Source organism: Ruegeria sp. CDSA079 (assembly GCF_059612245.1).
Genome location: NZ_JBXWQF010000001.1, coordinates 27,166 through 47,869, shown reverse-complemented (window position 1 = coordinate 47,869; position 20,704 = coordinate 27,166). Strand labels below are relative to the sequence as shown.

Sequence of the window (20,704 nt, the reverse complement as noted above, 5' to 3'; positions counted from 1 at the left end):
GAGAAGTTAGTATGAAACTGAAGGATCTCGACATTATCGTCACCGCCCCGCCTGCACCGGGCTGGGGTGGGCGGTACTGGATACTGGTCAAACTGACGACAGATACTGGCATCACCGGTTGGGGCGAATGCTATGCTTCGTCTGTTGGGCCAGAGGCGATGCGCCATGTCATTCAGGACGTGTTCGAACGGCATATGCAGGGCGAAAACCCAGAAAACATCGAGCTCATGTTCCGTCGCGCCTATTCCAGCGGGTTCACCCAGCGACCGGACCTGACAGTGATGGGCGCGTTTTCAGGGTTGGAGATCGCCTGTTGGGATATTCTGGGCAAGGATCGTGACCGCCCGGTCTATGCTTTGCTGGGTGGAAAGATGAACGATCGGATCCGGGCCTATACTTATCTTTACCCCCTGCCCCAGCATAACCTGACCGTTTTCTGGACTTCTCCCGAACAGGCGGGCGAAACGGCTGCTGAAATGGTCCGCCGCGGCTATACCGCCGTGAAATTCGACCCGGCAGGCCCGTACACGCTCCGGGGTGGCCACATGCCCGCGATGAGCGACATTTCCATGTCCGTTGCCTTCTGCAAGGCGATCCGCGAAGCCGTTGGCGACAAGGCCGATCTGCTGTTCGGCACGCATGGTCAATTCAACACCGCCGGGGCCATCAGGCTGGGGCAAGCTTTGGAACCGTTTCAGCCGCTCTGGTTCGAAGAACCCACGCCGCCAGACATGATCGAAGATATGGCCCGCGTTGCCCGCAATGTCCGCATCCCCGTCGCCACCGGAGAGCGGATGACGACCAAGGCCGAATTCGGTGCTGTTCTACGAGCCGGAGCTGCGGAAATCCTGCAGCCGGCGTTAGGGCGCGCGGGCGGGATCTGGGAGATGAAGAAAGTCGCAGCCATGGCCGAAGTCTTCAACGCTCAGATGGCTCCGCATCTGTATGCAGGGCCGGTGGAATGGGCCGCCAATATCCATCTGGCCGCATCGATCCCTAATCTGCTGTTGCTGGAATCCATCGAAACACCGTTCCACGATCAATTGATCAAAGGGACCATTCGGGTTCAGGACGGGTTCGTGACCGCACCAACAGCGCCGGGCCTTGGTATTGATGTCGACGAAGCCCTGGCCCGCGCGAATCCCTATGATGGCCGCGACTTACACTTGCAAATGCAGGAAAACCCCTGCGATTACGTCAACGGCAACGCTTTTCAAGGTGGTGCCCCGGCAACCGAGGGGTGACAACACCTGCGTGTTTGAGGCATATTGATCCAATAATATTCGGAACAATGATCGAAACGTGGCACTTATAGAAACCGATCCTCAGGCGCGCAGTACAAACACTCTGCCGGACATGAAAGACAATGCCGCCCGCGCGGCTGCGTTCCTCAAGACGTTGGCCCATGAAGGGCGGCTGATGATCTTGTGCCACCTTGGGGACGGTGAGAAATCCGTGGGTCAGCTTGAGGACCTGCTTGCGTTGCGGCAAGCCGCCGTCAGCCAGATGCTGGCCCGCCTGCGCGAAGAGGGGCTGGTCTCGACCCGCAGAGACGGCAAGACGATCTACTATTCCCTGCGTGACGGGAACACTGAACAACTGATCAGCTTGTTGTACGATCTGTTTTGCGCAGAGGACAGTTGACCCCTAACTGGAAACATAACCCGCGATCACCTGAAGCAGCTTGAATGCGGTTGCAGCGTCGTTTTCGACGACGGCCAGGAATTCCTCTTCACCAATCCGCAGGCAGGACAGCTGAGTTTCTGCCACCATGCTCAACGCGCGCGGTTCCTTGCGGATCAGGCCCAGCTCTCCGACCAAAGCGCCCGGCCCAACTGTGGTGATCAATTGATCCGGCCCTTGATCCTGTGGCAGGTACAGACCGGCCTCACCCTCAAGCACAACATAGGCACCATCGGTTGGTTGGTCGTCTTTCAGGAACACCACCTGCCCAGGCTCGGCCTCGAACCAACGCGCACCGAACGCCAACAGGCGCAGCTGCCGTCGGTCCAGACCGGAAAACAGGGGGGTCTGTTCCAGAGCACGCAATTTCCGCGCCAGGTCTGCCGATGCTGCGCTGTCTTCCTCCACGTCTACCGGTCCTCCGTCCGAGACCACACGACCTTGCCGGATTTCAACGAACATGTCGAACACATCGGGGTTTTCAAACTGATCGTTCAGGTAGATGACAGTTGTATCCGGCAGCAACTCACGCAGCTTCTTATAGACGGCCACCTGAGTTTTCATGTCGTAACTGGCCAAGGCGTTTTCCAGGACCAGGATGTCCGGCTTCTTGATCGCTGCACGCGTAAAGGCCAACGGCTCTGCAAACACCGCTGGCAGATTCTGACCGCCCAAGGCCAACGGTACATCATAGATCAATTCAACAACCAATGGCCGCGCTCCGTTTTCGGCCAGCAAATCGACAATCAACTTACGAGCTTCATCGGAACGGGCGCCGCCAATCTGGCTGACTTTGCCGAACAGCGCGTTTTCCATGACAGTCAGACCCGGGGCGTAAACTTCTGGGTCCAGCGGAACAAAAACGTCCTTCAGACGCTGCATCAGCTTCTCGGAATGGCTGTGCCGCAGTTCGAGAATGCGGTTCTTCAGCTCATCGGTGAACGCTGGCCCGATCTGTTCGGCCGAGATCACAAAGGGCACCGCCAGCATGTTGGCCAACTGTTCATCATCAAGCCCCGCCGAACCTTCTTTGCGGGTCTGTTCCACCAAATCAACGGCAGCTTCATAGGTCTTCGCATCCAACCCGAGCTTACGGAACAACGGGTGATCCGTCCCATCGAGACCAAAGATCTGACGCAACATTTCGATCACGTCGCGGGTCAAAGCAATCAGCGTTTCATCCAGCCCCAATTCTCGCAATTGGCCCAGAAAGACTTTCTGTTCTGCCAGCAATGCGTGTGTCACTGGCACACGGGGCGTGGCAAACAGCAGGTTCTCAGCCACAGGCAGGGCCGGGTTGTACAGATTGCGGTCGAAAATCAACGCCTGTTGTTCAAGACCCGCGTCCTGAACGGCCTTGCGTGCAAGCCGTCGCAGTTCGACCAGTTTTTGTGCCAGCTCACAATGCTCGGCCGCGTTAAAGCTTTGTTCGGCTCCGCGCTGGAACAGGGCCGCACCCGAGCCCATCCCGTCAACCAGTTGCAACCACCAATCCCGTAGCGCCACTGCATCCTGAAATCCGGCCAGAGATGGATCAAGCCATTCCACATTAAACGGATCGGAACTGTTTCCTGCCCGCAAGGTTTCAGGAAACCCGGGGTCATCCGTACTGTCTTCCAGTGGCCGGAACCGCATCGGCATCATCACATTGTCACCCAACGTGCCTTGAAACATCACGGGTCGGGACGTGGCATAGCCGATGCGTGCTGCCACGACACCCTGATGCAGCTCGGCCAGGTTCACATCCCCGATCCGAACCTTGCCGCCACTGGGCAAGATTTCACGCGTTAGAAGTTCGGCGATTGCACGGCGATCTTCTTCGCTGGGGGCGGAAATGCCAATCGTCTTGCCTCCCGGAAAGCTGAGGTTCAGATCGTCCAGCACTTGATTGCCGTCCATGTCCCGGACCGACACATGATCCAGAACAATATCACCGTGCAGATGTGGACGCGCTTCAGGCTCGCCCTCAAACAATGCTTCGTCCTGCATCCCTGAGGGTCCAAAACGGTCGATCACCACGTCCCAGCGCAAGGACATGTCCTGCGTCTGGTTGTAGTAGGTCAGAAGCTCTTTCCAGGGCGAGCTTAGATCCTTGTAGGCAGCAAGCGCCGCGACCAACGCCCCCAGCGACACTGAACCTTGCAGCACCAGCAGTCCACCCACCAGATAGAACATGAACGGGGTCAGCTGAGAGATGAAGTTGTTTATGAATTTCATAAAAAACTTCTTCTGGTAGATTTCAAACCGGATGCCGAACAACCGCCCCAACTGATCCGAGATCATCGCGCGGCGATAACGCCAGCCACCATTTGTACGCAGGGTTGCCGCACCCGCAGCGTTCTCACCAATTTGGGCGGCAAGAATCCGCACTTCCTGAATACGCTTTTTGTTCAATAGATTGATTTGGCGTTGCAGTTTGGGAATCAGCCAAGCCTGCAACGGGATCAGCGCCACCGCGGCCAAGCCGAACCATATACTTTGCAAAAAGAGAAAAGTCAGGATCGTGATCATCTGACCGGCCTGCAAAACCGGCTGGCTGATCGCATCGCCCATCAACCCGCCCATCGGTTCGCTTTCAGCGGTGATCATCGACACCATCTCACCCTGACTAACCCGCTCAAAATAAGGTTGGGGAAAGCGCAGGGCACGGCTGATCAATTGATAGCGAAAGCGCCGCAGCATCCGTTCGCTCAACACACCTTTCATTGTGTTGATGCGCATTTTCATCAGGCCATGCCCCAGCACGGCCGCCAAAAAGGCAAAGCACAGGATCAGCAAAAAGTTCGTCTGTGTCATCGTATAACCCAAGACGATCACGTCCGGGTTCGGCGCGCCAATTGCGTCGTTGATGATGCGTTTTGGCAGTTCCAGTGTCAGATAAAGCAGCGGGAACAACGTCGCTGTCACGGCCAGCAAGATCAACTGGTCGCGCTTGGAATACTTCCAGATAAAGCGGAAAATCGTGCGTTCTATGGAACCTGCCCCTGCTGTTGACCGACGACGCGGTTCAGATGTTATCCACGCAAATTCAACAGCATGACTCTACTGCCATCCAGACATAATAAGCAATTTCTTTCCCCAAAATGCGAATTCTTAAACTTATGTGAACTAGTTCATTTACGTATGCCCTTTTATTTGCCTAGAGTGGGCATCAGGACGATATCGGGAGGGTTCTTTTGACTGCCAGTTTTGGCGCAGTGTTCCTCATGCTTTGCCTGTTGCTTGTAAAGCATATGTTCGCTGACTATTACCTCCAGACTCCGAAAATGCTTGCTGGACGAGGTGAGTATTTTCATTTGGGACGGGCTCAACACGCAGCGGTGCATGTTTTGGGCTCAATCCTTGTGTTTGCCATATTCGGCGCACCGCTGTCCTTCATCCTGATCGTTGCAGCGCTGGAGTGGATCATCCATTTCAATATCGATTTCGTCAAAGCCAGCTATTCTGACAAAAACCAGCTTAAGCCGACACAAGCCGCCTTTTGGCGCGCCGCCGGGTTGGATCAGTTGATGCACAACCTGACTTATGTGGCGATGGTCTGGGCCTGGGTCACTTTTGCCGCAAGCTGATGCAGGTTAAGCCGCGTCATCCACAACTCCTGCCCTGAAGGCCCTAAGCCACATCCGATCCAACGCGTCGATTTCTGTTGGATCGAACCTGTGTTCAACTTCCCAGTACCTGCCTGAACCGACATAATATCCCAGGTCATGCTCAACCTGCCGCGCTGCACGCATTCCGGTTGTGTCAACAATAGGTAGCGCAGATAGATTAGACAGGCTGACCGAGGGAAACACCAATCGACTGGGCCCATTGGACAACCGCACGGCTCTGCATCCTTGTGCGGCAGCAAAAAGCCCAAGACGCGCAGACTTGGCTTCAAGCGATCGCAGGGTTACATCGTCCCGCAACGGATCTGCAGCTCCGGTCCCATAAAAATGGGTCCGCGCCGAACCCGAATACATCATATCGCATCCAAAAAACGCCAATACATCCGGTTTCAAAGCCGACAGCGCCCAATACCCCGCCGTGAACGCCATCGTGCCACCAGCATAGACAAACCCGCCATATGCGTTCTGCCTAGGAACATAGTCTTGCGCCGTAACGATGCACTCAGCGTCCGTTGTGTCCGACGGGCGCCTTTCATGTGGGAAATCTTCGGGGTGGATCAGATAATCCCAATCCTTGCGGATTCGCCACGCGTTGTTGATAGCGACGATATGTGTGAAGGGTTTACGCGACCATGTCCGCGCTTCCATGGCCGACGGGGCACTGCCCAGGATCAGAACTTTGGTCTGTTTGTCGGTCATAGCAGGGCCACCTTCTTTGCCAGCCCCGCATGACATAGATCGTTTACGGCTATGGGCTAGCCCAGCACCGAGAAACTGCTTTCTTCGTTGATCGGACGTTTGCGCGAATAGAATCCCACATCAATGTTCCGCTTGATATAAGGCAACTCGAATTGCAGCGGCTCTGCGTCGTGATCAGCGCCACCCTCGCAATAGGCGATCAGGGCCGTCATCATCTTACCCGCAATCGGCGCATTCTTATACTGGTTCCCGCTGGAACCGCAGGCCATGTAGAACCCCGGCAGGCAGGATTTGTCATAGATCGGAATCCAGTCGGTAGACGCATCATAGAGGTCAACAACGCCCCGCGTTTTCGACGGAATACCAAGGCTGGGGACTCGTTGCGCATAGCGCATAGCCTGCGTGGTCCATTGGTCAGTGAACTCTCGGTTATAGTTCACATCGTCCTCGCACCACTGATGCGGATCACATTCCGGGTCTTCCGATCCGACAAGTATATGGTTGCCATGTTCCGGGCGGCAATAACACGCGATGTCGCTGTCCGACACGATGGTTCCGTCATTTTCGAAATCGAACCCTTCAGGCGCGGGAACGTGGACAACCTCTTGCCGCAAGGGCCGGGTCTTGATGGTCATGTCGTCCAGAACACCGGCCATCTCGTTGATGATCGCCGAGCCCGGTCCCGCAACATTGACAACAACCTTGGCGTGGAATTCCTCGCCCGACGCCAGCTTAACGCCGGAAACGCGCCCGCCCTCGGTCAGGATTTCCGTGACTTCAGCACCTGTTCGCACCTCGGCCCCATGCCGTTTCGCTGCGTCCATCAGGTTTTGCGCCGACAACGCAGGGTCGGTGACATATCCCGCCTGAGGCCAATAAACACCACCCGTCATCTTGCGCCCATTGGGCTGTCCGAACTCGGGATCATCCATAGGGCGCGCCGGGGCAAAACTGTCCAGTGAGTAAACCGGTAGACGTTCCACCACTTTCTCACCCGACCATTCCTCGAACGGACAATCCAAATCGGAAGAATTGCGCATGTGTTTTTCCAGCATCCCGTTCGCCTCGGTCTTCATGACCAGGCAGCCGGTTTCGCGGAACTGGGCCAGATTGGCGCCCTCTGACAGACCCAGATAGTCGGCCCAATCGCGCCAGTAATGATAGCCTTCCCACGCAAAAGCCGTTCCGTCGAATGTGGAATAATGCATTCGGACTATTGCACAGGACCCGGCGGTTGAGCCGTGCCCAACCTGAGTGTTCCGATCCAGCGACAGAGTTTTCCACCCCGCCTTGGACATCTCGAACGCAATGGCCGCGCCGATCACGCCCGTGCCGATGATGATTGCGTCTGGTTGGCTCATGTCGGGTCTCCTTTCCAAAAACGCATTGAATATGCGCTGAATTCTTCAATTTCTTCGGGTTTAGCCTCAACGCCGGTGAAAGCGTAGAGGTAATGCGGAACCATAGAAATCCGCGTCTCTATGGGTTCGTTCAATTGCGCCAGATCGTAACCAATCTGCATGTAATACAATACACGCGCGCGGGTTTCAGCTTCGATCTCGGAATAGCCATAACGGGCAAACATGGCGTGCAGTGCCTCAAGCCGTCGCGCGTCCGATTGGTCCAGCGCCCGCCGCACTTTGCCAGACTTGCGCGCCCAATCGCGCACGGCAAAGTCCAGTGCGGTATCAAACAGATCGGTGTTCACAACGCACCGATGCACATTGCAGACCGCCGCCGTGATTGTCTCGGCCGGGGCTTCGGCCTGTGCGACCAACGCTGCAGTGTTGGTCGCCTGCCAGCGGGCCAGAAGGGCATCCATCAGCTCCTGCCGCGACTTGAAGTACCAATAGAAAGATGAGCGCGATACGGCCATCCGTTCGGCTAGGTTCAGAACCTTGATCTGGTCCACGCCGTCCGAAATCAGCACATCCATCGCCACATTCAGCCAATCGTCACGCGTAACCTTGACGTTGCCGGTCAAGGGTTCGGCCTCGGGATCATCGCGATGAAGGACAGGTTTAGTTTTCATTCAACTCTCCGGCGGTGCGCCGCCTTCGGCGGTACGGCGATCAATAAAGTCGCGCAACGCACCCAACCGATCATTGTCATCGGCGGGTGCCTTGAAGTCGTTTAGGATGCCCTTCCAAACAGCCGTCGCTCGATTGTTGGCATCCACTGCGCCACGTTCAGTCCACGTACCAAAGTTAGCATAGTCATGGAGATGTGGTTGATAGAACTCAGTATTGTAGCGCTCCATTGTCTGACTTGAGGCAAAGAAGTGACCACTGGGCTCGACCTCACGCAAGGCTGTGTCAAAACCGATCTCGGCGTTGCCCGCCTGTGCGCCCGCGCAGAGCTCGGCCACCATGTTGAGCACTTCTGCATCGCAGACCAACTTTTCGAAGGACACGGTCAATCCGCCCTCGAGCCAGCCAGCGGAGTGAATGATCACGGTTGCACCAGACATAAGGCAGCCCCAAAGGCCGAACTGGTTCTCATTCGCCGCCTGTACATCGTTGATGTTTGACGCGGATCCGGCAGCAGACCGCCATGGCAAGCCAAGGTGCCGCGCCAATTGGCCCGCCGCCAGAGAGGCCTGGAAATGCGAAGGCGTCCCGAATGCTGGGGCACCAGATTTCATGTCCACATTGCTTGTGAACGTTCCATAACAGACCGGAGCACCGGGTTTGGCTAGTTGCGTCAGGGTCAAAGCGGCAAGCGCCTCGGCATGGGACAACGTGATCGCCCCGGCCACCGTAATCGGCGCCATGGCACCCATCAGGGTGAATGGCGTGATGATCGACATCTGACCATGCCGCGCAAAGTCGATCAGACCTTGCGCCATTGGAATATCCAACGTGCGGGGACTGTTGGTGTTGATGATCGTGTAACAATGCGCGTCGCCTTGAAACTCATCATCCGAAAGGCCGCGGGCTGTGGACAGCATCTCAAAGCAATCCATCACCTGGGGTGTGCCGCGCGAGAAAAAGAACGGGAACTTGTCCGTCAACTCCATCTGCGCTTGCGTGGTAAAATAGTGGCGCAGATGGGTTGGCACATCCTGCGGCTCGACCTGAGGCGAGATCATCTGGAATACATCGAAATGATGCGTAAGCTTCAGAAACTCCAGATAATCCTGACCTGTCGCGGGGCGTCGCCCCCGTTCCAGATCGGTTGCGTTCGGCGCGCCTGCGCCCGGTTGAAATACCAGCGAACCCAGTTCCAGAGTGAAATCCCGACGCCGCGCACCGGCGTGGCAGGCGATGGATTTGGGGGCCGAGGCCACGGCGGCCTCGACCATCTCGCGCCCGATGAAGACCATTTCGCTGTCTTCATCCACGCGCGCGCCACCTTGTTTGAAAAGCTTGCGTGCTTCGGGCAGCAAGGTTTTTACACCCAGCTCTTCCAACGTGCGCAAAGCAGTCTCATGCATGTCGGCGATCTGATCCGCTGGGAAGACTTCCATTTGCGGGAAAGGGTTCCTGAGCTGGCAATAGTTCACATCGCGGCTGGGCTGCGGGGCAGCCTCAGCCCCCCGCCCTCGCCGCCTGCGTCCTCGGTCCGGCGCTGTCATGGTCAGCCTCGCATCGCTTTGCCCTGCGGGTCGTAGGGCGACGGCGCAATCACGCGCGCGGACCGTTCCACACCAACCACATGGACGGACAATTCCGTGCCTGGCTCAGCCTTGTCGCGATCGATCAAGGCCATCGCCAACGACTTGCCAGTATAGTGCCCGTAGCCGCCCGAAGTCACAAAGCCTACGCGTTCACCATTGGCCCAGATCGGCTCGTACCCGCTGGCATCCGCGTCAACCGTATCGATCTGCAACGTCGCCTGCACCTGTGCCGGACCATTGCCGTCACGTTCAGCAAGCGCGGCCTCTTTGCCGACAAACTCTTTTTCCCAATCGATCCAGCGATCCATGCCGGTCATGCCGGGTGTATAGGCTTGCGTGAACTCCGCAGACCAAATGCCAAAGCTTTTTTCCAACCTGGTCGACCCCATGGCGTTGAAACCAACTTCTCGAATGCCCTCTTCGGCTCCTGCATCCAACAAGATACGGCGCAGTTTGATATGGTCACCATAGCGGCAGTTGAGTTCATACCCTTTTTCACCCGTCACCGACATACGAGCCACGCGTGCCCGGACGAGGCCGATGTCGAAATCACCACACCCCATGAATTTCAGGCCAGAGATGTCCTGTTCCGCCAACTTCTCGACCACAGCCTGCGAATTCGGTCCAACCACGGCAAAGCCGCAGTATTCCTCGCCCAGATCGCGCAGATCAACGCCGTCGATCATGTGATCATCGAACCAGCGCATGTGCCAGGTGCGCAGATAATAGCTGCCCATGATCCACCAGGTGCCGTCGCCCCAGTTCAACACGGTCAAATCACCCTTGAGCCGCCCGTCTTCTCCCAGCATGGGGGCCAGTTTTGCACGCCCCGGCGCAGGCAGTTTCGAGGCCATCACCTTGTCTAGCCACGCTTGGGCATTCGGGCCGGTCACTTCAAACCGAGAAAAGCCTGAGATATCCATAAGGCCCACCCCTTCGCGGATGGCCTTACATTCCTCGGCCACGATGTCATGCGCATTGGATCGCTTGAGCGTCGGCGTTTCCTCGAACCCTTTTGGCGCAAAATACAGTGGCACCTCCAGATCCCAGCTGACGCCCCATTTGCAGCCCGCCTCAGTCATCGCGTCATGCGCCGGGGCCATCTTGAGCGGGCGGCCTGCGGGCAGTTGTTCGTTCGGATAGGTCATCACGAAACGGCGGGAATAGAACTGCCCAGTGGTTTCTCTGATGTATCGTTTGTTCTGCGCAAAGTCGCCATAGCGCGCCACATCCATTGACCAGGCGTCTGCCTCGGGTTCACCGTGAATCATCCATTCGGCCAGTGTTTTGCCAACACCGCCGCCCTGCAGGAAGCCCGCCATCACCGCACAGGCCGACCAATAGCCGCGCTTGCCCGGGACTGGCCCGACAAGCGGATTACCATCCGGTGAGAACGTAAAAGCCCCGTTCACCCATGTCTTGATGCCAACGTTCTGAATTGACGGATAGCGTTCAAAGCCCAGCGTCAATTCGTTCTCGATCCGGTCCAGTTGTTCCTGAAACAACTCTTCCCCATAGGTCCAGGGCGCGCCGTCCATGGCCCAGTGTTCGTGATCGACCTCGTAGATGCCAACCAGAACACCCTTTTGGTCCTGCCGCATATAGGTGAACCCTTCGAGGTCCACGGTCATCGGCATCTCGAAATCTGCCTGTGCAATCTCTGGAACTGTATCGGTAATCAGATAGTGGTGTTTCAAAGGCGAGACCGGCAGCTCGACCCCAGCCATGCGACCCACTTGTTTGGCCCACAAGCCCGCGGCATTGACCACATGTTCGCAAGTGATTGTGCCCTTGTCGGTTACAACCTGCCAGCCGTCATTTGTCTGGATCAGTTCCTCGACTTTGGTTTCCTCATAATACTCAGCACCGCGCTTCCGGGCCGCTGTCGCATAAGCCTGCACTGTTCCGGTTGTGTCGATATATCCCTCGCGGTCCGCCCACATGGCCCCCAGAACGCCATCGGTGGACATGATCGGGCAACGTTTCTGCGCCTCTTGCGGTGTCAGCAACTCACAATCGTCAATGCCGATAGACTGGAAAATGCGGTAATTGGCCTGCAACCATTCCCACCGTTCGGGCGTTCCGGCAAGGGTCAGTCCACCGGTCATATGCAAACCGATATTCTGGCCCGATTCCTTTTCGATCTCGCTGAGCAGGTCGATTGTGTAGGCCTGCAATGTCGCCATGTTCGGGTCCGCATTCAGCGCATGGATGCCGCCAGCCGCGTGCCACGAGGAGCCCGATGCAAGTCGCCGCCGCTCGAGCATCACAACATCGGACCAGCCAAACTTAGCCAGGTGATACAGAACCGAGGCTCCGACGACCCCGCCCCCAATGACCACAACGCGATACTGCGATTTCATCCGAACCTCCCCAAAACAGAATCTGGGTAGACGCTAGTAGCACTGTTCACCTCTGTCTAGACATTTCTGTACAGTCTAAGTCGGCGGGATATAACGTCCTGGAAACCTGGTAGCTAAAGGTTGGCGCTGGGGCGGGACTGGATGTTTTCAAACCACGCGATTGTGGCTGCGTTGCCCTCAGGGATTCGCATTTTGATCACCCGCGCAAAATCGACAAAAACAAAGGTAGAGATATCGGCCAGAGTGAACCCATCCGCTGCGATAAATCGACTTTCCGTCAACCGGGCCTCCAACAGATCGAAAAACCGCGCCACACGGTCTTTTCCACGCTGCGCCAATTCCGGGATTTGTACATAGTTTGACGGGCCAGGAATGGCGCGATCCTTGAAGGCAGGGTGGCTGTTGCGCAAGGTTTCGGCAACGGGCGCACCGCCCTGCTGTTCGACAATCGCATTCCACATCAGGACCAGACCTTTTTCATCCGGGGTTCGGCCCATCAAAGGTGGTTCTGGACAACGCGCCTCAAGATATGTGGCGATACCCAGGTTCTCAGTCAGAACCGTGCCGTCATCCGTGACCAGAACCGGAACTGTTGCGTGTGGATTGACAGAGCGGAACTCCCCGCTCAGTTGCGCGCCTTCAGCGATCGAGATCTCTCGGGTCTCTACTTCAAGCCCTTTTTCCGCAATGAACATGCGTGCGCGACGAGGGTTGGGGGCCGTTGAGCAATCGTAGAAAATCATTCCTGCGGCCCTTTCCGATCAACGGCGGTAGATGAAGCATCGCCCGTCAACTGCGCCTGAAGGCAACGGCATTTCTGTCAACCCGTCGAAATACATCCGATCACTTGAAACCATCAGGCCACCCGGTGCCAGCAATGGTTCGATCAACGGCGACACGAACCGCGCAAACTTGTCGTTCTTTTCGCGGTTATGGCCGCCCAGATCTGCGTGGATCAGACTGGCCGTTGCGCCAAACCGGTCAACGGATGCTGGCAGCGTTTCGCGCACATCGCCCAGAATCACCCGATCCTCGGGCGGGGTCGAGTCGGGATGCGAGGCGACCGCGCGTTCGAATACATATACCGGACGCTCATCGATGTGCTGCACAAGATGGTGATACGTGCGGCCATTGCCTAGGCCAAGTTCGAACACCGGGCCGGCCATATCCGCAGTGCGCGCGATCGCGTAGTCCAGACAGGCACGTTGCGACACCATACGGTCGATAAACAGATCCAGGCGGCTTTGATTCTCGGACACCGGCAAATATCTCCTTGATACTATTCGGAAGCATAGATGCGCCCGATGCGGCCCTAGATGACAAATTCTCAAGACTTTGTGTAGCGATGAAGCCCAAAGTTTCACAATTCCGCGACATTTCAGCATAAGAACGGGTTTGACTAGATGGGCGGAACCGCGCGACACTGACGAAAAAATCACGGGGAGTTGAATTAACCGATGTCACCTATTGGCCAAACGGGTAGAAAACCCGCATGAACGCGTTGTTGTCCGTCAGAAACCTCAGCATTGGCTTTGGTACGGGCAATTCCGTGGTCACGGATGTGAACTTCGACGTTGAGGCCGGTCAGACACTTGCACTGGTTGGTGAATCCGGATCGGGCAAAACAATCACATGCCGGGCTGCATTGCGTATTCTACCCCGGTCGGCACAGATCCGCAGCGGCACTATTACCCTGAACGATTCCAAAGGGATGTGTGAATTGACGTCGGTCTCTGAACGCGAGATGCGCAACGTTCGCGGCAATCGGGTTTCGATGATTTTTCAGGAACCCATGCGTTCGCTGTCTCCCCTTCACAAGATCGGCAATCAGGTCAGCGAGGTCCTGTGGCTGCATCGCGGCTTGTCCGAAGCCGAGGCCCGCAAAGAAGTTCTGACCCAGTTTGACCGCGTGGGTTTCCCGGACCCACAGCGCGCGTATGACTCCTACCCGTTTGAGCTGTCGGGCGGTATGCGTCAGCGCGCCATGATCGCCATGGCGATGGTATCCAAGCCTGAACTGCTGATTGCGGACGAACCAACCACGGCGCTGGACGTAACTACACAGGCGCAGGTTCTGGGCCTTATCAAGGAATTACAGCGCGAGACCGGCATGGCGCTGATCCTTGTGACGCACGATCTTGGCGTCGTTGCCAATATGGCCGAACAGGTTGTCGTCATGCACAAGGGCCGCATCATGGAGGCAGGCCCAGCCGCGCCGATCCTCACCGCCCCGGCGCACCCCTATACAAAGCAATTGTTCGATGCCGCACCTGAAATTCCGGATCAGGATGCCGTGGGTATTCCGATGCCGAACGAAGATCTGATTCTTCAGATGACGGGCGTGTCCAAGACTTATACCATGCGATCCAGCAAGGGATGGCAGTCCGAAAAGGCGATCTATGCCTGTCGCGGCGTTGACTTGAACCTGGCACGCGGCAAGACGCTGGCCATTGTCGGTGAGAGCGGATCGGGAAAAACGACTGCGGCCCGGATTGCCCTTGGTGCCGAATTGCCCGATCCCGGCGGCGAAGTTCTGTTTCGAACCGCGCCCGACGTCGATCCTATCACCGTGCACAGCATGACCCGCGCCCAGCGCACGGCGTTTCAGCGCAAGGCGCAGATGGTGTTTCAAGACCCCTACAGCTCGCTCAGCCCCCGAATGCGCATTCAGGACGCGATGACCGAGCCGCTTGAGATCCACAGGATCGGCACAACAGCCGAACAGCGTGACAAGGCCGCCGAAATGTTGCAGCGCGTTGGCCTGACCGAAGACATGCTTAAACGCTATCCTCATGCCTTTTCCGGCGGACAACGGCAGCGCCTGTCCGTGGCCCGCGCCATGATGCTGGACCCGCAGCTGATTGTGTGTGACGAACCCACATCGGCTCTGGATGTCTCGGTTCAGGAACAGATCCTGTCCTTGCTGGAACACCTACAGGACAGTCTGAACCTGTCTTACCTGTTCATTTCCCACGATCTGGCCGTTGTCGCCCGGATCGCTGACGAAGTTGCCGTTATGCGGCGCGGTCTGATTGTCGAACAGGCCCCGCCCGAAACACTTTTCTACAATCCACGCCATCCTTACACCAAGGCGCTGATTGCCGCTCAACCCGAACCCGACATCAATCGCCCGATCGACCTGAAACTGGTTTCTCTGGGGGCCGGAGCGCCGGATAGTTGGGATGAAGCCTTTCGTTTCTCGGACACCGTGATACCCTCACTGGTGGAATTGGAACCGGGCCATAAGGTACGTTGCCATGTTTAAGACCACTCGCCCCCTGATCCTGGCCGCAGCACTGGCCCTGTCGGGGATGCTGCCCGCTACGGCAGAAACCCTTCCTACGCCTCAGGAAAGCGCCTTCTGGAGCACCGAGGTGGATGCCGGCAATCTTCCGCCCATTGAAGAGCGCATTCCCAAAGAACCGCTGGTTGTTGATCTGGCCGCTAAAGGCCGCGAATTCGGAACCCAAGGCGGCACCCTGCGTACGATGGTGACGCGGTCGAAAGATATCCGCCACATGGTTGTCTACGGGTATGCTCGCCTCGTCGGTTACAATCAGGACTATGAAATTGTTCCTGACCTGCTGGCCTCGTTTGAAAATGAAGACAATCGCAAGTTCACTTTGAAACTGCGGGAAGGTCACAAATGGTCAGACGGATCGCCCTTCACCTCGGAAGATTTCCGCTATTGGTGGGAAGACGTAGCCAATAACGAATTGCTCAGCCCTTCGGGCCCGCTTGAATTTCTGATCGTCGACGGCAAGTCACCCACGGTTGCTTTCCCGGACGAGAGCACAGTGATCTTCGAATGGGAGGATCCCAATCCGGATTTCCTGCAAACGCTGGCCCAAGCACGGCCACCCTTTATCTACCGGCCGTCCGCCTTCCTCAAACAGTACCACGAGAAATACGCCGATCCCGAGGAACTTGCCTTTCTAGTTGAAGATGCAAGGGTCAAAAGCTGGGCCGCGCTGCACAACAAGCTGGACAACCTCTACAAATTCGACAACCACGAATTGCCGACACTGCAGCCTTGGCTAAACGCAAGTTCGGGCAAAAAGATCCGTCATAACTTTGTGCGTAACCCCTATTACCACCGTATCGACAGTAATGGGGTGCAGCTGCCCTATATCGACGTAGTCGAGATGGAGATTGTGGCCCCCGGTCTGGTGGCCGCGAAAACCAATGCCGGTGAGAGCGATTTGCAAGGCCGTGGTCTGGCTTTTCGCGATGCATCGATCCTGAAAAAAGGCGAGGCACAAGGCGGCTACAAGACGCTGCTTTGGAAAACCGGGGTGGCATCGCAAATCGCGATCTATCCCAATCTTAACTTTTCCGATGACGTCTGGCGTGAAGTGCTTCGTGATGTTCGTGTGCGGCGCGCCTTGTCGTTGGCGATCGACCGGAATACGATCAATCAGGCTTTGTATTTCAAACTGGCACATCCCGCCGCGATGTCGGTCCTGCCCGCCTCACCTTTCTACAACGATGACAATGCCAAGGCTTGGGCGCAGTTCGACATCGATCAGGCCAATGCCCTGCTGGACGAGGCTGGCTTGGATCAGCGCAACAAGCATGGCATCCGTCTGTTGCCCGATGGCCGTCCGATGGAGTTAATCATCGAAACCGCCGGTGAACGGCAAGAAGTCGAGAATGCCTTGCAGATTGTCACCGACAACTGGCGCGACATTGGGGTCAAACTGGTGATGCGCCCTCTGGACCGTGACATTCTGCGCAACCGGGTGTTTGCCGGCAATTCGATGGCGTCGGTCTGGTATGGATGGGATGACGGCATTCCGCAAGCACACACGTCACCCTCCTATCTGGCACCCACAGATCAGGTGTTTCTGGCCTGGCCGAAATGGGGTCAGTATTACCAGACAGGTGGTGAAGTTGGCGAAGCCCCCGATTTGCCCGAAGCCGCACGCCTGATGGAACTGGCTCATGACTGGGAAGTCGCTTCAAGCGCTGAAGAACGCACGGCTGCATGGACGGAGATGCTGAAAATCCATGCGGATCAACTGTATGCGATTGGCATCCTGAACGGTGCACCACAGCCAATCGTTGTCTCGAACCGTCTGCGCAACGTGCCGGAACAGGCCATGTGGGCATGGGAACCCGGCGCGCATTTTGGTGTCCATCGCCCGGATGAGTTCTTTTTCGCCGACTGAGCAGGAGCAGCAACATGGTCATGCTGCGCTATGCGGTGTATCGCTTTTTCACGATGCTGCTGACACTGTTGGTGGTTTCGGTTATGGTTTTCACAATTATCAACCTGCCGCCCGGTGACTACCTGAGCAACCAGATTGCCGAGCTTCAGGCATCCGGCCAGTCTGCGGGCGTAGCCAAGGCAGAGTTTCTGCGCGCGGAATATGCCCTGGATCGCCCCATTTGGGAGCAATACCTGATCTGGATCGGGTTCTGGCCCGGGCCGCACGGGTTCTCTGGGTTGATTCAGGGCAACTATGGCTGGTCTTTCGAATTTGACCGCCCGGTTTCCGAAATCGTCGGCGACACCCTCTGGCTTACAGTGGTGGTCAATTTGGCCGCGATCCTGTTTGTCTATGCCGTGGCTCTGCCCCTTGGCGTGATCGCCGCTGCTCGGTCGCGGACATGGATCGACTACACATCGGCCTTTGTGGGGTATCTGGGTCTGGCGACGCCGAACTTCCTGCTGGCACTGATCCTGTTCTACTACGGACACCAATATTTCAATCTTCCCATCGGGGGTCTGATGGATCCTAGGTTCGAAGGCGAGCCTATGAGTTGGGATAAACTGAAGTCCATCCTCATTCATTTGATCGTGCCAACCTTTGTCATCGGCACCTCGGGAGCCTCGGCGATGATGCAGCGTCTGCGGGCGAATATGCTGGACGAGCTTGGCAAGCCCTACGTGGAAACAGCGATTGCCAAAGGCATGGCCCCATCGCGGATGCTGACCAAATACCCCCTTCGTGTGGCGTTCAACCCTTTCGTGGCTGATATCGGCAACCTGCTGCCGTCGATGGTGTCGGGATCAGTTCTGGTTTCAGTGGTTCTGGGTTTGCAAACCATCGGCCCAACGCTGCTGACGGCGTTGAAAACGCAGGATCAGTTCCTTTCAGCTTTCATCCTGATGTTCGTCGCCTTGCTGACGCTGATCGGTACGATGATCTCCGATATCCTGCTGGTGATGCTGGATCCACGCATTCGATATGAGGGGCGCGAAGCATGACCGACCGCCCTGACAATCGCTATGTCGATGACGCTCCGTTCGATCCGCAAGCCTCCATTCAGCAGTTGGAGCGCGCCGATCTGGATGCACCTAACTGGGTGCTGGTGTGGCGCAAGTTTCGAACCCACAAGCTTGGCCTGATCTCAGGCGTTTTCCTGCTGTTGTGTTATCTGATGCTGCCCTTTGCCGGGTTTATAGCGCCGTACGGGCCCAATGATCGCAATGGCGAACACCTCTATGCCCCGCCACAATCGGTTCACTGGTTCCACGAAGGCGAATTCATCGGCCCCCATGTCTATCCCATCGTCGCCGAGGCCGACATGGAAACATTCCAGTGGAAGTTTGTCCCTGACCCGGATGACCCACGCCCGATCAAGTTCTTCTGCGAAGGATCCGAATACTGGCTGGCCGGTCTTATCGCCTCCGACACCCATCTGTTCTGCCCTCCCGAAGGTGCCACTCTGTTCCTGTGGGGGTCTGACAGGCTGGGGCGCGATATCTTCAGCCGTATCCTCTATGGCGCGCAACTGTCGCTGACAGTTGGTTTGATTGGTATTTCTGTGTCGTTCTTTCTGGGCATCCTGTTCGGGTCGATAGCCGGTTATTTCGGCGGGCGTATAGATTGGATCATCAACCGGGTTATCGAGATCCTGCGCTCATTGCCGGAACTGCCTCTGTGGCTTGCTCTGTCGGCCGCCGTGCCGTCGAACTGGAGCCCCGTCGCGGTCTTCTTCATCATCTCAATCATCCTTGGCATCCTTGACTGGCCAGGCCTCGCACGTTCAGTCCGGGCCAAGTTCCTGTCTTTGCGCGAGGAGGAGTATGTGCGCGCGGCCGAGATGATGGGCGCAAGTTCGGGCCGGGTGATCCGAAAGCACCTTCTACCGAATTTCATGTCACACCTGATCGCGTCGGCCACATTGTCGATCCCGGCCATGATCCTGGGGGAAACGGCGCTTAGTTTCCTTGGGCTGGGATTGCGTGCGCCTGCCGTCAGCTGGGGTGTGATGCTGAATGACGCACAGAACCTTGCCTCGATCGAGATCTACCCGTGGACGGCCATTCCAATGCTGCCGATCATCGTGATCGTACTGGCGTTCAACTTCCTGGGTGACGGGCTGCGCGACAGTCTGGACCCCTATCAGCAATGAGCCTTCTAGCTACTCTTCCTTCGACGGACAGCTACCGCAAAGTCGGCGCGGGCGCTCTTCCAAGCGCTTTCGCCGTGTCCGAGCTGGCCACCGCCAGCTTTGCGACTGTAGGTCAGCAAATGACCCGACTGATGCAAGCGCTCAACCTGTCCACAAAGGAACCAGAGGTCATCGTCGATCACCGGCTGGCCTCTCTTTGGTTCGGCTATTCCTTCAAACCAGACGGTTGGGACATGCCAAGCCTGTGGGATGCGGTCGCGGGCGACTATAAGGCTTCAGACGGGTGGATCCGACTGCACACCAACTTGCCGCGTCACCGAGAGGCCGCACTGAAAGTCCTTGGCACTCCGCCCGAGCGGGCAGCCGTCACAAACGCCGTTAAGTCCTGGGCGATTGCGGATCTTGAAACCACTGTCGTCGCAGAAGGCGGTGTGGCAGCGGCCATGCGCAGTCGCACCGAGTGGCTTGAACACCCGCAAGGCCGTGCCGTGTCACGCGATCCGCTGATTGGCTGGCAGGGGCCGCGCTATGTCAATCTACGCGATAGGCCGCAGGCAACCGCCGAACGTCCGCTTGCGGGACTACGCGTGCTTGACCTGACCCGGGTTCTGGCCGGTCCGGTCTCGACCCGTACACTTGCCGGTTTTGGGGCCGAGGTCCTGCGTATCGACCCGCCAGACTGGGACGAACCGGGGGTGATCCCCGATATCTCGCTGGGGAAACACTGTACCTATCTGAACCTGAAGGCAGAGGATGGTCTGAAGCGGCTGCAAGAGCTGATGTCTCAAGCGGATGTATTTGTACATGGGTATCGGCCCGGCGCGCTGGACGCTTTGGGCCTGACCCGGGCCAAACGCGACGAGTTGGCTCCGAACCGGATCGAAGTCACACTGGATGCTTATGGCTGGCAGGGCCCGTGGTCCACCCGGCGCGGTTTTGACAGCCTTGTGCAGATGAGCGCGGGCATTGCCCATACCGGCATGGGCTGGGCGCAGGCAGACAAACCGACCCCCCTGCCGGTTCAGGCCCTGGATCACGCAACAGGTTATTTGATGGCTGCCGCCGTTCTGTCAGCCTTGTCAGAGGCCGCATCGGGCAACTCCATCATGCACGCCCACCTGTCCCTTGCCCGAACTGCTGAACTTTTGGCCGTGCTCGGTAAGGACGATGCCGAAGCAGCACCAATCAATCCGACGTCTAAAGATTACAACGCGGAACCAGAAGCCTCCGGCTGGGGTCCCGGTCATCGCCTCAACCCTGTCCTGCAAGTCGGTGAGGCATCAATGCGCTGGGATCTGCCTGCGTCGAAACTGGGCACATCAAAGCCCGTCTGGCCCTTTACCGCCAGTTAACCCAACCGCGGCGCG

Annotated in this window: 16 protein-coding genes; 8 read left to right on the top strand and 8 right to left on the bottom strand. The window is 57.2% G+C overall.

The annotated features are described in order from the left end of the window. The first annotated feature begins 11 nt into the window (after nt 1–11). Together AC2FJZ_RS00225 and AC2FJZ_RS00220 are read left to right on the top strand one after the other, a co-directional pair. The gene (locus tag AC2FJZ_RS00225) at nt 12–1,244 is read left to right on the top strand and encodes a mandelate racemase/muconate lactonizing enzyme family protein (RefSeq protein WP_496775655.1); all 1,233 of its coding nucleotides are present in this window, start codon (nt 12–14) and stop codon (nt 1,242–1,244) included. Nucleotides 1,245–1,356: 112 nt separating this feature from the next. Next, nucleotides 1,357–1,644, top strand: coding sequence for an ArsR/SmtB family transcription factor (locus tag AC2FJZ_RS00220; RefSeq protein ID WP_496667679.1), 288 nt, complete (start codon nt 1,357–1,359; stop codon nt 1,642–1,644). Nucleotides 1,645–1,647: 3 nt separating this feature from the next. Here the strand turns inward: AC2FJZ_RS00220 and AC2FJZ_RS00215 are convergent, their stop codons facing one another. Further along, nucleotides 1,648–4,644: a cyclic nucleotide-binding domain-containing protein gene (locus AC2FJZ_RS00215; RefSeq protein WP_496775903.1), complete on the bottom strand. Its 2,997-nt coding sequence runs from the start codon at nt 4,642–4,644 to the stop codon at nt 1,648–1,650. A 245-nt stretch (nt 4,645–4,889) separates the two neighbouring features. On the opposite strand from AC2FJZ_RS00215, the gene AC2FJZ_RS00210 reads away from it, so the two are divergent. After that, nucleotides 4,890–5,252 carry a DUF3307 domain-containing protein gene (locus AC2FJZ_RS00210; protein WP_050603344.1) on the top strand — a complete coding sequence of 121 codons (363 nt, stop codon included), beginning with the start codon at nt 4,890–4,892 and terminating at the stop codon, nt 5,250–5,252. A gap of 6 nt (nt 5,253–5,258) precedes the next feature. Here the strand turns inward: AC2FJZ_RS00210 and AC2FJZ_RS00205 are convergent, their stop codons facing one another. The 7 genes from AC2FJZ_RS00205 to AC2FJZ_RS00175 all read right to left on the bottom strand — a co-directional run bounded on the left by AC2FJZ_RS00205 (nt 5,259) and on the right by AC2FJZ_RS00175 (nt 13,231). Beyond that, nucleotides 5,259–5,990, bottom strand: coding sequence for a hypothetical protein (locus AC2FJZ_RS00205; RefSeq protein ID WP_496775653.1), 732 nt, complete (start codon nt 5,988–5,990; stop codon nt 5,259–5,261). Between the two features lie 56 nt (nt 5,991–6,046). Next, nucleotides 6,047–7,351, bottom strand: a complete 1,305-nt coding sequence (locus AC2FJZ_RS00200) for an NAD(P)/FAD-dependent oxidoreductase (protein ID WP_496775652.1) — start codon at nt 7,349–7,351, stop codon at nt 6,047–6,049. Further along, nucleotides 7,348–8,022, bottom strand: coding sequence for a TetR/AcrR family transcriptional regulator (locus AC2FJZ_RS00195; RefSeq protein ID WP_496667634.1), 675 nt, complete (start codon nt 8,020–8,022; stop codon nt 7,348–7,350). Before AC2FJZ_RS00195 ends, AC2FJZ_RS00200 begins: the two co-directional genes overlap by 4 nt. Beyond that, on the bottom strand, nt 8,023–9,567 hold the full coding sequence (locus tag AC2FJZ_RS00190) for a trimethylamine methyltransferase family protein (protein ID WP_496775651.1): 1,545 nt from the start codon (nt 9,565–9,567) through the stop codon (nt 8,023–8,025). Between the two features lie 2 nt (nt 9,568–9,569). Then, nucleotides 9,570–11,972 carry a GcvT family protein gene (locus tag AC2FJZ_RS00185; protein ID WP_496775650.1) on the bottom strand — a complete coding sequence of 801 codons (2,403 nt, stop codon included), beginning with the start codon at nt 11,970–11,972 and terminating at the stop codon, nt 9,570–9,572. A gap of 113 nt (nt 11,973–12,085) precedes the next feature. Then, nucleotides 12,086–12,715 (bottom strand): glutathione S-transferase family protein, encoded by a 630-nt coding sequence (locus AC2FJZ_RS00180; protein WP_496775649.1) that lies wholly within the window; start codon nt 12,713–12,715, stop codon nt 12,086–12,088. Nucleotides 12,716–12,733: 18 nt separating this feature from the next. Continuing rightward, nucleotides 12,734–13,231, bottom strand: coding sequence for a class I SAM-dependent methyltransferase (locus AC2FJZ_RS00175; RefSeq protein WP_496775648.1), 498 nt, complete (start codon nt 13,229–13,231; stop codon nt 12,734–12,736). Nucleotides 13,232–13,464: 233 nt separating this feature from the next. Here AC2FJZ_RS00175 and AC2FJZ_RS00170 point away from each other — a divergent pair, with 233 nt between their 5' ends. Genes AC2FJZ_RS00170 through AC2FJZ_RS00150 form a run of 5 tightly spaced genes read left to right on the top strand, consistent with a single transcriptional unit; the run spans nt 13,465 to nt 20,689 of the window. After that, nucleotides 13,465–15,237: an ABC transporter ATP-binding protein gene (locus AC2FJZ_RS00170; protein ID WP_496667639.1), complete on the top strand. Its 1,773-nt coding sequence runs from the start codon at nt 13,465–13,467 to the stop codon at nt 15,235–15,237. Continuing rightward, nucleotides 15,230–17,143, top strand: coding sequence for an ABC transporter substrate-binding protein (locus AC2FJZ_RS00165; RefSeq protein ID WP_496775647.1), 1,914 nt, complete (start codon nt 15,230–15,232; stop codon nt 17,141–17,143). The genes AC2FJZ_RS00170 and AC2FJZ_RS00165 overlap by 8 nt, the downstream gene beginning before the upstream one ends. Before the next feature lie 14 nt (nt 17,144–17,157). Beyond that, entirely contained in the window at nt 17,158–18,186 is a 1,029-nt protein-coding gene (locus AC2FJZ_RS00160) for an ABC transporter permease (protein WP_050603070.1), read from the top strand. Continuing rightward, nucleotides 18,183–19,337 carry an ABC transporter permease gene (locus AC2FJZ_RS00155; protein WP_496775646.1) on the top strand — a complete coding sequence of 385 codons (1,155 nt, stop codon included), beginning with the start codon at nt 18,183–18,185 and terminating at the stop codon, nt 19,335–19,337. Before AC2FJZ_RS00160 ends, AC2FJZ_RS00155 begins: the two co-directional genes overlap by 4 nt. Further along, nucleotides 19,334–20,689, top strand: coding sequence for a CoA transferase (locus tag AC2FJZ_RS00150; RefSeq protein WP_496775645.1), 1,356 nt, complete (start codon nt 19,334–19,336; stop codon nt 20,687–20,689). The genes AC2FJZ_RS00155 and AC2FJZ_RS00150 overlap by 4 nt, the downstream gene beginning before the upstream one ends. Nucleotides 20,690–20,704: the final 15 nt, after the last annotated feature.